Annotated in this window: 14 protein-coding genes and 1 tRNA gene; 5 read left to right on the forward strand and 10 right to left on the reverse strand. The window is 42.6% G+C overall.

Translation table 11 applies throughout. The annotated features are described in order from the left end of the window. Nucleotides 1-68: 68 nt before the first annotated feature. Nucleotides 69-1,034 (reverse strand): FecR family protein, encoded by a 966-nt coding sequence (locus BT112_RS02635; RefSeq protein WP_072315812.1) that lies wholly within the window; start codon nucleotides 1,032-1,034, stop codon nucleotides 69-71. Between the two features lie 92 nt (nucleotides 1,035-1,126). Then, nucleotides 1,127-1,666 carry an RNA polymerase sigma-70 factor gene (locus BT112_RS02640; protein ID WP_072315813.1) on the reverse strand — a complete coding sequence of 180 codons (540 nt, stop codon included), beginning with the start codon at nucleotides 1,664-1,666 and terminating at the stop codon, nucleotides 1,127-1,129. 344 nt (nucleotides 1,667-2,010) lie between these two features. Between BT112_RS02640 and BT112_RS02645 the strand changes: the two genes are divergently transcribed. The 4 genes from BT112_RS02645 (at nucleotide 2,011) to BT112_RS02660 (ending at nucleotide 3,930) form a co-directional block, all read left to right on the forward strand. After that, nucleotides 2,011-2,247 (forward strand): integrase core domain-containing protein, encoded by a 237-nt coding sequence (locus tag BT112_RS02645; RefSeq protein ID WP_394333344.1) that lies wholly within the window; start codon nucleotides 2,011-2,013, stop codon nucleotides 2,245-2,247. A gap of 152 nt (nucleotides 2,248-2,399) precedes the next feature. After that, nucleotides 2,400-2,738, forward strand: coding sequence for a transposase family protein (locus BT112_RS22170; protein ID WP_394333345.1), 339 nt, complete (start codon nucleotides 2,400-2,402; stop codon nucleotides 2,736-2,738). A gap of 516 nt (nucleotides 2,739-3,254) precedes the next feature. After that, the gene (locus BT112_RS02655) at nucleotides 3,255-3,461 is read left to right on the forward strand and encodes a hypothetical protein (protein WP_072315816.1); all 207 of its coding nucleotides are present in this window, start codon (nucleotides 3,255-3,257) and stop codon (nucleotides 3,459-3,461) included. A gap of 61 nt (nucleotides 3,462-3,522) precedes the next feature. After that, entirely contained in the window at nucleotides 3,523-3,930 is a 408-nt protein-coding gene (locus BT112_RS02660) for a Fic family protein (RefSeq protein WP_072315817.1), read from the forward strand. Between the two features lie 265 nt (nucleotides 3,931-4,195). On the opposite strand, the gene BT112_RS02665 is transcribed toward BT112_RS02660, so the two are convergent. The 7 genes from BT112_RS02665 to BT112_RS02695 all read right to left on the reverse strand — a co-directional run bounded on the left by BT112_RS02665 (nucleotide 4,196) and on the right by BT112_RS02695 (nucleotide 10,143). Further along, a tRNA-Arg gene (locus BT112_RS02665) sits at nucleotides 4,196-4,269 on the reverse strand. Nucleotides 4,270-4,407: 138 nt separating this feature from the next. Next, complete coding sequence (locus tag BT112_RS02670) at nucleotides 4,408-5,502, reverse strand: AMP-binding protein (protein WP_072315908.1); 1,095 nt, start codon at nucleotides 5,500-5,502, stop codon at nucleotides 4,408-4,410. Nucleotides 5,503-5,524: 22 nt separating this feature from the next. Next, nucleotides 5,525-6,478: a CPBP family intramembrane glutamic endopeptidase gene (locus BT112_RS02675; RefSeq protein ID WP_072315818.1), complete on the reverse strand. Its 954-nt coding sequence runs from the start codon at nucleotides 6,476-6,478 to the stop codon at nucleotides 5,525-5,527. A gap of 4 nt (nucleotides 6,479-6,482) precedes the next feature. Further along, complete coding sequence (locus BT112_RS02680; protein ID WP_072315819.1) at nucleotides 6,483-7,532, reverse strand: o-succinylbenzoate synthase; 1,050 nt, start codon at nucleotides 7,530-7,532, stop codon at nucleotides 6,483-6,485. Nucleotide 7,533: 1 nt separating this feature from the next. After that, nucleotides 7,534-8,211: a metal-dependent hydrolase gene (locus tag BT112_RS02685; protein ID WP_072315820.1), complete on the reverse strand. Its 678-nt coding sequence runs from the start codon at nucleotides 8,209-8,211 to the stop codon at nucleotides 7,534-7,536. Between the two features lie 28 nt (nucleotides 8,212-8,239). After that, entirely contained in the window at nucleotides 8,240-9,142 is a 903-nt protein-coding gene (locus BT112_RS02690; protein WP_072315821.1) for a 1,4-dihydroxy-2-naphthoate polyprenyltransferase, read from the reverse strand. Nucleotides 9,143-9,300: 158 nt separating this feature from the next. Continuing rightward, on the reverse strand, nucleotides 9,301-10,143 hold the full coding sequence (locus BT112_RS02695) for a 1,4-dihydroxy-2-naphthoyl-CoA synthase (protein WP_072315822.1): 843 nt from the start codon (nucleotides 10,141-10,143) through the stop codon (nucleotides 9,301-9,303). 59 nt (nucleotides 10,144-10,202) lie between these two features. Here BT112_RS02695 and BT112_RS02700 point away from each other — a divergent pair, with 59 nt between their 5' ends. Next, nucleotides 10,203-11,324: a C1 family peptidase gene (locus BT112_RS02700; RefSeq protein ID WP_072315823.1), complete on the forward strand. Its 1,122-nt coding sequence runs from the start codon at nucleotides 10,203-10,205 to the stop codon at nucleotides 11,322-11,324. 12 nt (nucleotides 11,325-11,336) lie between these two features. Here BT112_RS02700 and BT112_RS02705 read toward each other — a convergent pair whose 3' ends face one another. Then, entirely contained in the window at nucleotides 11,337-13,751 is a 2,415-nt protein-coding gene (locus tag BT112_RS02705; RefSeq protein WP_072315909.1) for an outer membrane beta-barrel family protein, read from the reverse strand. Between the last annotated feature and the right edge of the window lie 152 nt (nucleotides 13,752-13,903).

Genomic DNA, 13,903 nt, shown 5'->3' on the forward strand with positions numbered 1-13,903 from the left:
TGCATTTAGTTTAAAAAATCAATTATTGGTTTTAGCCGGAAAATAGTTCCAATATTTTCCGGTTTTTTTTAACATCCTTCCCCTGATATTACAATCTTCTTTTCCCCTGGGACCACCCGGTATTCGCAGTGTACAGAAAGGCAAATGATATTAAGGATGGTTTTTAAGGATTGTTTTTCAAAGGAAGCGGTGATCATACATTTTTTTATGCTTTCATTCGCATACTCAAAAGAAACGTCATAAGCTTCGCTCAGGTAATCCATGGCATCACCCATGGGAATATTGTCAAAGTCAAATATTTCATCCTTCCACGCAATCGTATTGTGGATATTATGCACTTTTACTTTTTGCAACCTGCCAGAAGTTTGCAGGTATTCTGCCCGGTCACCTTGTCGAAGTAATACTTGGTCTCCTTTGTGGTTCTTTACAGCAACTTTCCCTTCAATAACGCTCACCTGCTCACCTGTCCCTCCGGTATTTATATTAAAAGAAGTGCCCAGCACTCTTGTTATCAGGTGCGGACTTTCTATAACAAACGGCCGCAGAGAGTCCCTGGCCACTTCAAAATAGGCTTCTCCTTTCAGCCGCACCTTGCGCACACCCTCTTCATCAAAATTATAGGCGAGCAAAGCATTCCGGTTAAGCCATACAGAAGAACTATCGGGGAGCAAAACCTTAAGATGTTGATTCTCGGTAGTTGTAAATGTAGTCCACCGGTCAGACCTGAACAGAATTGCCGGGACAAGCCCCAATAAACATAAAAAAACGGCTGCCGCACTCCACCACAGCTTTTTCCGTCCTTTGTCCTGATTTTCCTTCTGGGCAATCGCAGTATTAACCTTCAACCCGGCACTTTCTCTATCAAAAGCGGCATACGATATATTTCCGGCCATGTTCCACTGCAATGCCAGTTCATCAAAAGTCTTTTGATAATCCTCATTTTTTTCGAGCAATTCGGAAAGCATATGAATTTCCGCTTCGTCCGCTTCATTGGAAAAATATTTGGTGGTCAGTTCCCAGAATTTGTCTTGCATGTCCTATGGCAATTTAGGTCTCTCATTTATAAAGACCGGTTTCCGGGCAAGAACCTACTACCGAAGTTCTTTAACAAAAGGTTAAATAAAGTTTATCTGGAAGAATAATCTTTAGACAGGTTTTCATAGAGAAAACGGATCGCACTCACCATGTGATTCTGCACCGTATGTATAGATATATCCAGCGCAGCTGATATCTCACTATATTTCAAACCATTAACCCGATTCAAAAGAAAAACAGTCCGGCGTTGTTCGGGCATTTTCTGAATGACAGCCATTACCTGTTCCAAAGATTCCCGTGAAATGGTATGGGACTCGTGATCAGTCGTTTTTAAGTCCGGATAGCTGTGTCCCCCGTTTGTCGAACCATGTATTTTTTCTTTTTCGACAATTTGAAGCGACCTGTTCTTTACACTGGTATGGAGGTAACTTCTGACATTAAGAATGTCTGTCTTTTTCCGGTTTTCCCAGATCTTAATAAAGACATCAGCTACTATTTCCTCCGCCAATTCTTTTGATCTGGTAAAATGCCGGGCATAGAAACACAGCCTGGAAAAGTATTTATCAAAAAGAATACCCAGTGCTTCTTCCCTGCCTGCCTGGATTTGTTTGTAAAGGATTTCATCCTGCATGGGTTTTTCTTTGGAATCTTAAAACTATATGTTTTGGCCAACAGGATCGTTAGGGAGAAATTAAATTATTGTAAAAGAAAATTCTTTAAGAAGCAAACAGGACGCATCGCATTGTTTCTTTCTACATGGCTTAATCTTGTACGGAGCAAGTTATGTAATAAGTCCGTCGGGTAACCAATTTTCCCAGCGGACCTTAATATTACTAAGCCAAATTTATTTTTTTTCATGTCAGAAGGATCACTAATAATATAAGCCGCGATTAAATAGCATTCGAAAAGATTTCTAGCAGAGATAGCAGTGTATTCAATCGGTAATTCCTGGTGTAGCCATACCCTGACCAGGGTATTAAGCTTAGTATGGATGGTAAAGGGCGGGCGATCGACACTATTTTTATTGAACGCTTGTGGCGTAGTGTCAAGTACGAACACGTTTACCTGTTTCCGGCCAGCGATGGACTAGAGTGTTATAGAGCATTACGAGATTATTTTGAGTATTACAATACGCAAAGAAAGCACCAAAGCCTGGGCTGGATACTTCGGTTCGTTTTGGTTCTTCATCAAATTTGGGGGAATATCGAATAGTTTTTGAAAGTAAATTTCACAGAAAAAACTGTAAATTATAGGAGTCTATTGTTTCGTTTTTGATCATTATTCACCATATCTAAGTAGCTAATAATCATGAATATATACCCTTAAAAAAGCTTTTCAAACTTCCTAAGATTCATCTTGCCAAAATAGGGTATACGCCCTCTAAAGTTGTTTTATATGCTCATGTTAAAACCAAAGGATCATCTTGTCCTCAATGTACAGCGTATAGTAAGCGTGTGCATAGTCATTATATCAGACAAGCAACCGATCTGCCCATCTTGGAATACAAGACTTGTTTACTGCAGAAAACTCGGAAATTTATCTGTACGAACCCGAAATGCCCTCAAAAGGTATTCTCTGAACAAACTCCCGGTATTGAACGTTATTCTATACGAACCAAACGGGTAGATACGGTATTAAGCAGATTTTCTTTGGAGACCAGTGCCAAACAGGCCTGTATCCTCTCTGAGCAAATGGTCATTTGATATCATTTCAATTCAAATTAAAAAGAGCTTCGAAAAACACAAAATATTATAAATCAATAAATTAACAAGGTTTTAGTTTCATTTGAATTGCTTCTTGGTGAAGAGAAAAGGACTCATTTCCGGATATTTTGGAGAAGATTTGAAGAGGTTACAGCCTTGAAAAAAATGATTTTAAAACTATATATTAGTATAGTCTTTTATGTATTTAAAAGTTGAAAATGGAAGAATATAGTTACTTCAATTGTAACAGCCTGAATTTATTTGCAGCACTAAAGTCGTGCGATCTATTCTTACAGGAGTATCATTTACGTTAAATCATATAGGCCCAGTCACATCCTTATATCAGACTTTTTATAGTACTTTATCTATGAAAATTGTCTCAACAAGTCAGAATTGGTTTGGTTCTATTTTACGACATTTTTTGTCACAATACAGGAATTGTGACAAAAAATGTCGTGATACTTGCTTTTGCGACAAAAAAAGTACTGTTGTCACAAGTTTTAAATCATATAAGCTATGAAAAAAGAACGGCAAACAAATGCTATCTTAGCTTTATTAACCAAGGACGGCTTATCCATTGATGAAATTTTAACCAGATTGGATTTTCCAATTGAAAAACGAACTTTACAACGGGGACTTAAAGATCTTAAAGATAGTAATCAGATCCTTGTATCTGGAGAAGCACGGGCAAGACGGTACTCTCCGAAAGAGCAGCAGACATAGCCTTAAAATCAATTAAAAGATTTAATTCCATTATCTCCCGAAAGTAAAAAAATACTTGCCTTTGTTTCCCAATCCGAAGCTCAAAAGAATACCTGTTGGTTATCACAGGGATTTTTTGGAAAATTACCGACCTAATGTAGATAACTATCTGACATCTGAAGATAAAGACAGATTAGTAAAAATAGGCAAAACACAAGGAGACAATCAACCAGCAGGAACGTATGCACAGCAGATCTTAAACCGATTATTGATTGACTTGTCATGGAACTCCAGCCATTTGGAGGGGAATACCTATTCTTTATTAGATACAGAACTGCTTATCTATGAAGGAAAGCCTGCAGGGAATAAGTCTCCCAAAGAAACTCAAATGATCTTTTTGCGTAGTCCACAACAAATGGGAATGATCCCCTTTCGGGCTGCGTGTATGCAGTATAATCTCTGCATTTATAATTTTTGCAATCAAACGTAACAAAAGAAGGGAGTAAAATACATAAAAAAGGCGGTAAATCTATTGAAATATCGCTCATCGTAATTTGTGAGGTATTAATTTTCAGTTTGTGATCGCGACAGGATTTGCTATCGCACATCCTGAGGGCACTCGCTACTGCAAGTAGGATACCCCTCAGCCCTTTCGGGCTGCGTGTATTTTGTTTCACTCCGAAATCTCAAGCAAGCTTGGCTTTCGACGTGAAACAAAATACCCCGCTCTTGCGAGCGGGGTATCCTGCTTGATGTGATCGCGACAGGATTCGAACCTGTGACCGTCTGCTTAGAAGGCAGATGCTCTATCCAGCTGAGCTACGCGACCATTATGCTACAGTACCGGTTTTATCAATCATAATTCCAATACTGTTTGCTTTTCCTTAAAAGCGGTGCAAATATATAACCGATTACGATATAAAACAACAGTATGCTACAGAAAATGTCCGGAAAAATCGAGCATTTGCTACAAATCTCTATGCCTTAGTAACTTCCCGTTTTGGGTTTCCCTAAAGTTTTTCTCCAACCGTATTTCCTTCGGTACCTCATATTTTCCAAGCGAATGCAACGTCCGGATCGCTTTCTCTACCGCTTCAGCAGTCCATCCCGGATTGGAGCTTTCTTCGACAAACAGCACCAGTTTCTCCCCGAGTCGGGCATCTTTCACTCCGGACACGTAAAACCTGCCCGGTATAATGCTTCGCAGCTTTTCCTCTATTTGTTCGGGAATAAGCTTAATACCTCCGGAATTGATCACATGATCATAACGTCCGAGCCAGCGGAATGTGTTTTCCGCGACGAGCTCTACAAGATCGTTGGTCACTACCTGTTTTCCGGAAATTTCGGGAGCATCGATTACCAGACATCCCCGCTCATCCGTACTGATTCCGACTCCCGGTAATGCATGGAAACAGGAAGCTGCTTCTCCGTCATTACCTGTAATCTTTTTGGCGGCTATATGAGACACTGTCTCTGTCATACCATAGGTTTCGTAGACAGAACAGGACGTCTCCGTCAGTTTTGCTTTCAGCGCTCCGGACATGGGGGCACCGCCTACGATCAGTGTTTTTATACGATCGAGGGCTGCTACCGAATGTTCAACCTGCATGGGAGTCATCGCGACAAAATCATAACCGTTGCACGTTTCCTCCAGGGGTGCGGATACCGGCCTGATCAGGTCGATTTCCAGCCCCAGGATCATGGCGCGGACGAGCATCATTTTTCCGGCAATATAAGCTACCGGCAAACACAACAGCGCCCTGTCCCCTACAGATATTCCGAAAAAATCGCCGGTGGCCAGTGCGGAATTGACCATAGACTGCTTCTCCAATTGTATTTTCTTCGGATTTCCGGTAGATCCGGAAGTAAAGGCTGTGATGGTATCCTTGTCGTCTATCCAGTCCAGGAGAAAGTCCCCTATGGCTTTCTGGTAAGGTTCGCCTTCCTTTATAAAGTTATAGGCAACCAGGCTCAGATCTTCCCTGCTAAAATAATTTCCATCCAGCTTAAACCGGTTATGGATATTTTTGTATGTGATGGATAATCCTGCGGTATTTGTCATCTTCCGGGGGTTTGCGTTGTATTTATATTTCCGATTGTACATAGTCTTCCTGAACATGCGGAACAACTTTTCCGAACAGTTTTTCCTTCCATCCCGTCCAGCCGTATTTCCTGGCGAATATCAGTGTTAATATCGGATATACCACAAGGAGCGGAAAGAAAATCTCAACTCCTACGGAGGGCTCAGATATGTCCTTCAGCATAGAATGGGTCTGGAAAGCAGTCCAGTCGGCCGTGACAAAGAGTGCGATAAAAAGATTATTGGCGGCGTGAAATCCGAGCGCCAGTTCCAGCCCTTCATCCATCAGGGTAATAATTCCGAGGAAAAAACCGATACCTATATAAGCTACCAGTGCAATATACCCTATCTTTCCGATCTCGGGATTTGTTATATGCATCAGCCCGAATATCAACGAAGTAATCACGAGAGGTACCCAGCGGTTCCGGGCAAAAGCACCGATACCCTGCATGAGGTATCCCCGGAAAATATATTCTTCGAAACTGGTTTGCAGCGGAATAAGCACTACAGAAAGCACACACATAATGGCAAACGGAACAGGCTTGAAATTCCATTGATAGTCTTCCGGTGCCATAACATAGCCTATCCAGATGAACAGTATACTGATGAGTCCCCAGATCGCAAATGAGAAAAACACTTTTTTCCAGTCGAGCTTCTCCCTTGCGGAATGCAACACTTTAAAAGGTACGCCATGTACGGGTTTCATCCACAGGTACAAACCTAATAACCCCAATGCGAAGGGAACGAGCATAAGGACAAGCATGATATTCGGATCATAAATACGCAGAATATCCATAGGGTTGGATAAATCTACGGACTCCCCGCTCATGGTCTTTAATACCAGGGCTCCGCCGAGAATAAAACTACCTATGATCTGGCTTCCGCCGAAAGTAACAAAGACACCGAGAATATACCTCCATAGTTCGTGTCTGCCTTTAAACGCCTGTTCTATATACATATATTTAATTTTTCAAAACCGTTAAATCCCATTGATTTTCATTATTATAGCGCAATGTCCCTCCCGAAACTTCCAGCGGGCTTATGATATTGTTGGTGTAGAGACTCCCTGTTCCTAATCCCTGCGGCATGGGGTTGTTTAGCTTGTACGTCCATTGTGCAATGGCATTCAGCCCGACATTACTTTCCAGGGCACTGGTAATCCACCATCCCGTCTTCTGCTTATCGGCGAGCCGTATCCATTCTTCACTCCCGCGATACCCGCCTACAAGGCTCGGTTTAAGGATAATGTATTGCGGATTTATCGCTTGTAGAAGTTGCTGCTTTTCGGGAATTCCGAAGATCCCGATCAATTCTTCGTCTAACGCAATGGGGAGCGGGCTTTTTTCACATAATCCGGCCATGAGTTCCCATTGTCCCTGTTTAACGGGTTGTTCGATAGAATGTAAACGGAGTTCGGATAAGCGCTGAAGTTTTTCGAGGGCATTCCCAGCGGTAAACGCACCGTTGGCATCTACCCTGATCTCGATATCGGAAGCCGAAAATTCTTTTCGGATCGCCCCTAATAATCCGAGTTCGGTTTCAAAATCTATGGCCCCGATCTTCATTTTTATACAATCGAAGCCCTGCACCAGTTTTTCCCGGATCTGCTGTGCCATAAATTCCCGGTCTCCCATCCACACCAGACCGTTAATGGCAATAGGCGCCTTCTTCCCGGTGAATGCAGACGGGTATAACAAAAACGGGGAGGATGACCTCAGGGACAGGAAAGCCTGTTCTATACCAAACTGTATGGAGGGAAATTCTTTGAGCGCAGCACATAAACCGTCTGTTCCCAGATGAATGTTTTCGCAGGCCCAACGCAACTGATCTTCGTAATCCTCACGGTCATCCACACTGAGACTGCGTAATATACCACATTCTCCGATACCGGTTTTGCCGGTGTTATCATCGTTGAGCAGGATAAACCAGGTTTCCTTTTCGTGCAGCACTCCCCTGGAGGTACCACTTGCTCTTTTAAAACGAAGTATATGCTTCCGGTAAGATGCTTTCATATTACAGCTCTATACTCTCTCCTATGGAAAGCAGCATCAGATCTTTGCCTTGATCAAAGAATTTACGCTTGGCTTCCTCATGGTCGATTTCGATATACCCGAAAGTATCGTAATGACAGCCCAAAACCTTATCGCACGCTACAAAATCCGACGCTATTATGGCATCATCCACACCCATCGTAAAATTATCTCCTATAGGCAGGATCGCAAGGTCCAGTTTTATATACATCGGGATGAGCTTCATATCCATCGTCAATGCCGTATCTCCGGCAATGTATATGTTTTTATGCTCTCCTTCTATGACAAATCCGCCGGGCTCTCCGCCATAACTTCCGTCCGGAAACGACGAGGTGTGTATGGCATTCACGTATTTTACTTTTCCGAATTCGAAATCCCAGCTACCGCCGTGGTTCATCGGATGTACATCGATCCCCTTATCCCCGTAGTGATTGGCTATTTCAAAATTTGAGATCACCATAGCCCCTGTTTTCTTCGCAATCGTATCCACGTCATGGACGTGATCTTCATGAGCGTGAGTTACCAGTATATAATCGGCTTTGATCTGGTTAATATCAATATGGGAAGCCTTTTTATTCGGGGTAATAAAGGGGTCTACCAGGATGTGAATATCATTAACCTCTATCCCGAGGCAGGCATGGCCGTAAAATGTGATCTTCATGTCTTGTCTGTTTTATTTGGGTTCGTAATCATATCAAAAGACCGATGGTAAAAAGAACGGACAATAAGAACGTACTTAAAGCCAGCTTCTTCAGTTCCGGGTCCAGCGCTCTCGGCTCGGTGTTGTGCCTCACCTTATTCAGGTGCTTCAATACCGGTATATAAGCCAAAAGAAATATGTACTGATAAATATAGAAACTTTGGAGGACAGCAAAAAGTAAAAATAGCAGTAATCCGGCAATGAGGATGGTATAATGATATTTTTTGGCCCGTTTTCCTCCTATTTTTACTACGAGTGTATTTTTCCCGGATGCCGCATCACTGCTCTCGTCCCTCATATTATTGAGATTAAGCACTCCCGTACTCAGAAAACCGATGGCAGCTGCAGGCAGAAAGACCATCCAGTCGAGCGTCCTGGCATACAGAAAATAACTTCCCGCCACACTGAGCAGTCCGAAAAACAGGAATACAAAGACATCGCCGAGCCCGTTATAGCCGTAGGCCGATTTACCTACCGTGTATTTAATGGCTGCTACGATCGAAGCAATCCCGAGAATAAAAAACAACATCGAGTACAGAAAATTATCCCTTCCGAAGGATACGTAGATCAGTAGTACGGCAACAAGCATGGTAACCATTATCGTCACCAACATCGCCTTTTTCATTTCGGACGGGGTAATCGCGCCACTTTGCAAGGCTCTCTGCGGACCGATACGGGTTTCATTGTCCGTCCCCTTTACGCCATCCCCGTAATCATTTGCAAAATTGGACAATACCTGGAATCCTACTGTAGTAAGCAATGCAAGAATGCATATCTGCCAGTTAAAAAATCCTGCTGAAGCGGCGATCCCGGTACCCGTGATAATCCCGGATAGGGAAAGCGGCAACGTTCTGAGCCGTGCCGCTGATATAAATGCCTTTGTTTTTGTCATGTACAATATATTCTAATAGTCCCCGGACATTGCCCCGGGTGGAATACAGTTCGATAAGACTTCGGCTTCAAGCCTGAGTTTTCCGCAGGCAAGCACCGGTGTTTTTCTATGTATTACCGGTCATTGTTTCTCCGAATATCCGGTTTCGGTCTTATGGATTACGGGATCCATTTGATGTTACTGAAATCGGGCTTTCGTTTTTCCAGGAAGGCATTACGTCCTTCTTTGGCTTCTTCGGTCATATAAGCCAGGCGGGTGGCTTCCCCCGCAAATACCTGTTGTCCCACCATACCGTCGTCGGTAGCATTAAAAGCAAATTTCAGCATTTTGATAGACGTCGGTGATTTTTCCAGGATCTCCTGAGCCCAGCCGAAGGCCGTATCTTCCAGCTCCTCATGAGTAATTACGGCATTGACCATCCCCATCTCAAATGCTTCCTGTGCGGAATAATTACGGCCGAGGAAGAAAATCTCCCGGGCACGCTTCTGCCCTACCATTTTAGCGAGATAGGCCGATCCGTATCCCCCGTCAAAACTCGTGACATCCGCATCGGTTTGCTTAAAGATCGCGTGTTCTTTACTGGCCAGGGTAAGGTCGCAGACCACATGCAGGCTGTGCCCGCCGCCTACGGCCCATCCCGGAACCACGGCGATAACCACCTTGGGCATAAACCGGATCAGTCGTTGTACTTCGAGTATATTCAGTCTCGGCATCCCGGAATCGTCTACATAGCCCTGGTGCCCCCTGGCATTCTGATCGCCCCCGCTGCAAAAGGAATACACCCCGTCTTTGGTGGACGGCCCCTCGGCAGACAATAAGACTACCCCGATAGAAGTATCCTCCCGGGCATCGAGAAACGCTTCAAAAAGTTCCCCTACCGTTTTCGGGCGAAAAGCATTACGTACATCAGGACGGTTAAAAGCGATCCTCGCTACCCCCCCGCACTTCTTATAAGTGATATCTTCGTATTCTTTAACAACTTTCCAATCTGCTTTACTCATAATTTTATTATTTTGCGTAAAAATAATTCTTTTTACTCTTTTTAACCCATAACCCTCTAATGAAAAAGATTCTTATTTCTGCGGCAGCACTCTGTTTCTCCGCATTATCTTTTGGTCAACACTATACTTTTGAAACGGTTACAGACCTCGAAGCCACCCCGGTAATAAGTCAGGGCATTACGGGAACATGCTGGAGCTTTTCCACATCGTCTTTCCTCGAATCGGAAATTATACGGACCACGGGAAAACAGATCGATATTTCCGAAATGTACAATGTACGGAATACCTACCCGGAGAAAGCACGAAATTATATCATGCGCCAGGGAAAAGCCCAGTTCAGCCAGGGAGGACTTTCCCACGATGTGATCAACAGTATAGCCCGTTACGGTATGGTTCCGCAACGTGTGTACACCGGACTGGAAAACGGGCAGGAAAAGCACAACCATATCGAGATGGTCTCCGTACTGGAAGGCATGTTGAAAGTCTATGTGGAAAATCCGGCCAAAACGCTGTCCCCGAAATGGAAACAGGCCATAGAAAGTGTCCTGGATGTCTATCTGGGAAAAAACGTTTCGGAATTCACCTATGAGGGTAAACAATACACCCCGGAATCATTCCTGAAAATGACCGGTATCCGGCCGGAAGATTATGTCTCCGTCACATCGTTCACTCATCGTCCTTTTTATTCGGACTTTGTTCTGGACATTCCGGACAATTTTTCGAATGGCAGCTATTACAATCTTCCCCTGGACGAATTTGTAGCCGTCATAGATCACGCGCTCGAAAACGGCTATACCCTTGCACTCGATTGTGATGTCAGCGAACCTACGTTCTCCCAGAAAAATGGTGTTGCGGTGATCCCGGCGGACGAAAATGACGTCAAAACCATGCTGAGTACTATAAAAGAGGAAAAGCGTATTTCCCAGGAATACCGCCAGCAGGAATTTGAGAATTACCATACAACAGACGATCACCTGATGCATATCGTAGGAAAGGTTAAGGACCAGGAAGGACACGTGTACTATAAAGTAAAGAATTCCTGGGGAACAGATAAAAACCGGGTAGGTGATTCCGAAGGCTACATCAATATGAGCGTACCCTACATCCGCTTAAAAGCCATATCGGTGATGCTGCACAAAGACGGTTTGTCGAAAGCCACACGCAAGTCGTTAAAGCTTTAAATATACCGGACACTACTCCAGTCTGCCCTGTTCATCCGGAGTAGTGTCTCTTTCGTTGTCTTTCAGGCGATAATTCCCGAAATTGTATTTCAGACTTAACGAGACCGTCCTGGTCTCCGGCCTTGCTATATATCCGTTATCCTGGTTCTGATACCTGGATCTCAACCAGATGTTTTGGGTGTTAAAAATATCGGCTACGTTCAGCGAAGCGAGAACCCTGTTATTCCAAAGTTTTTTAGTCAGTCCTACCTCTGTAGAAAACCGGTTTTGGAAAATAAATGACCCCTGCATGTAATCTGAGATATAAAAAAGAGAAAGATCTGCCATAAAAGTTCGATCTTTTGACAATGTAAACTGATTGTATACCCTTCCGTAATATCCCATTGTATTTAGTTTCTGAACAGGAATATCACTTTGGAGAGCCGGGAAAGTTCTTTCCAAATAAAAGGCAGACATATAAGTGTATATATACCACCATTTCTTTACATAGGCATAATAGGTAAAGTCAAGGCTATACTGCAACCCCTCATCAATATTGTACTGCCCTGCCCTGATCACCCTGTTCTCATTGTCCTGAAAAGTCAATAGATTGATCTCGTTATTGGTATGTTGGTAGTACAAAGAGAATATATACTTCTTTTTGTACGTATAGTCAATAGCTATTTTATTATCAATAGCTCGTGTCAACCCGGGATTTCCCTCCTCATACTGCCGCTCATTCAAATAATACCGGTAAGGATTCAGACTTCCGTAACGGGGACGATCTATACTTCGCTTATAACTTACCCCTAACTGATGATTTTCATTAAAATTTCTCTTGATACTCACCGTTGGAAACAATTCGGTATAAGCCTGCGTATTCACCTCGCCAAGAACTATAGAATTAGCTTCAACATCGGTGTATTCCCCCCGAAGACCTATACTTGCCGACCACTTTCCCCATTCTTTGTCAAGCCCCACATAAGCTGCAAAAATATTTTCGCCATACTTAAAACGGTCACTCTCCGCATCTTCTGGAGGTGTATCTCCTCCAAAAACTGCACTACTATTACTGTTGATCGAAGAATATTTAAGTCCTGTTTCTAACGTCCCCCAGTCCGAAGGTAAATAAAGATCCAGTTGTTGCGTAAATATATTATTCCGCTGTTTGGCCAGAAAATCAAAATAATTATCGCTGGTTATATCCCCATCTGCACCAAAATAATCGGTATATAACAATTGTTGCTGCCGGTCATCATAGTAGATATAACTACTTGCTACATTCATCCTTGCTCCTTTCTCATTCATTTTATAACTATAATCCAGAGAGAAATCCAGATTGGAACGATCATTTTCGAGATCACCATCGGTCAGAAAATAAGATTCCAGATCTCCCCCCACATTAAAAATATTAGTAACCGACGAATTATCGTAGGTCTTATCCGGTGAATACATAATATTAGCACTTAAACTCAGTGAACTCTTATCATTAAGCGTCAAATCTGTTATGGCATGTACATTATGTGCATATGACCTTGTAATTCTTTCAAAATCTGTTTCCCATCGCTGATCAGGGTTCTCTGCAGAATCAAAAAAATTAAAATAACTATTGTCGTGCTTGTATTCCTTTCTCGGGTTGTAACTATATCCTATAAACAGATCCAGAAAATCATTCTTGAAATAATGATCCGTTCCTATATTATATTTGGGAAAAATGGCTTCTGTCCACCGTGTATTTACATTTCCTTTATATCCTATGGAAATACTCTTGGAAGTTACTATATTTACTATGGCTCCGCTTTCCGCATCATAACGGGCAGGAGGTGTTGTTATCACCTCTACACTACGTACATTACTCCCCGAATAATTCTCCAGCAAACTCTTTAACTCTTCTCCTGATAAATACACCCTTTTATCATTAATATACACCACCGCTGGCGAATTACGTACCAATACCTGATCATTAAGCAGCAATATACCTGGTGTATTCCTGAGGATATCAAAAGAAGACTGTGCAGAAAAAGATGTATTTTCCACATTAAACACCAACCGGTCGCTCTTCCGCTCTATCAGGGGCCTGTCCGATGTAAGAGTAACTCCACGCAGCTCTTCTGTGGCAGGCTGCATAATAAGCGTCCCCAAATCCTTATCTCCGTTAACCTGAAAAAATACTTCGAGACTTTGAAAGCCAATAAAACTTGCTTTTAATATATAACTATTTTCCTTTAGTCCCTTTATAAAAAATCTTCCTGTATCATCGGTCGATGTCCCGGATACAACAGAGGAATCGGATTTTTGGAGTAAGACCATATTAACGTAAGAAAGGACTTTCCCCTCTTCATCTTTAACCATTCCTTTTACAGCATGCTGCTGTGCGGAAATACCAAGAGGAAAAACAAAAATATAAAGTAGCAGTCGTACAGAGCTTATGTCACGCAACTTGTCCATGCATTCAATTTTATCCATCAAAAATATACCTTTTATCGGTAAAACAAAACACTTTATCCGATTTGAGAGAATAAACATATTAAATAGAGTAAGAAGAATACCTTTAATTAATACAATTACAGCCCAGGCATATAAGCAGCCGTACCCGAAAC

Source organism: Sinomicrobium oceani, from assembly GCF_900119185.1.
Classification (GTDB): Bacteria; Bacteroidota; Bacteroidia; order Flavobacteriales; family Flavobacteriaceae; genus Sinomicrobium; species Sinomicrobium oceani.

What these genes read in the sequence shown, in the direction of transcription:
- BT112_RS02705 (WP_072315909.1), bottom strand. Translation starts at nt 13,751, where the DNA reads ATGGACAAGTTGCGTGACATAAGCTCTGTACGACTGCTACTTTATATT.
- BT112_RS02675 (WP_072315818.1), bottom strand. Translation starts at nt 6,478, where the DNA reads ATGTATATAGAACAGGCGTTTAAAGGCAGACACGAACTATGGAGGTAT.
- BT112_RS02695 (WP_072315822.1), bottom strand. Translation starts at nt 10,143, where the DNA reads ATGAGTAAAGCAGATTGGAAAGTTGTTAAAGAATACGAAGATATCACT.
- BT112_RS02635 (WP_072315812.1), bottom strand. Translation starts at nt 1,034, where the DNA reads ATGCAAGACAAATTCTGGGAACTGACCACCAAATATTTTTCCAATGAA.
- BT112_RS02655 (WP_072315816.1), top strand. Translation starts at nt 3,255, where the DNA reads ATGAAAAAAGAACGGCAAACAAATGCTATCTTAGCTTTATTAACCAAG.
- BT112_RS02690 (WP_072315821.1), bottom strand. Translation starts at nt 9,142, where the DNA reads ATGACAAAAACAAAGGCATTTATATCAGCGGCACGGCTCAGAACGTTG.
- BT112_RS02700 (WP_072315823.1), top strand. Translation starts at nt 10,203, where the DNA reads ATGAAAAAGATTCTTATTTCTGCGGCAGCACTCTGTTTCTCCGCATTA.
- BT112_RS02670 (WP_072315908.1), bottom strand. Translation starts at nt 5,502, where the DNA reads ATGACAAATACCGCAGGATTATCCATCACATACAAAAATATCCATAAC.
- BT112_RS02640 (WP_072315813.1), bottom strand. Translation starts at nt 1,666, where the DNA reads ATGCAGGATGAAATCCTTTACAAACAAATCCAGGCAGGCAGGGAAGAA.
- BT112_RS02685 (WP_072315820.1), bottom strand. Translation starts at nt 8,211, where the DNA reads ATGAAGATCACATTTTACGGCCATGCCTGCCTCGGGATAGAGGTTAAT.
- BT112_RS02680 (WP_072315819.1), bottom strand. Translation starts at nt 7,532, where the DNA reads ATGAAAGCATCTTACCGGAAGCATATACTTCGTTTTAAAAGAGCAAGT.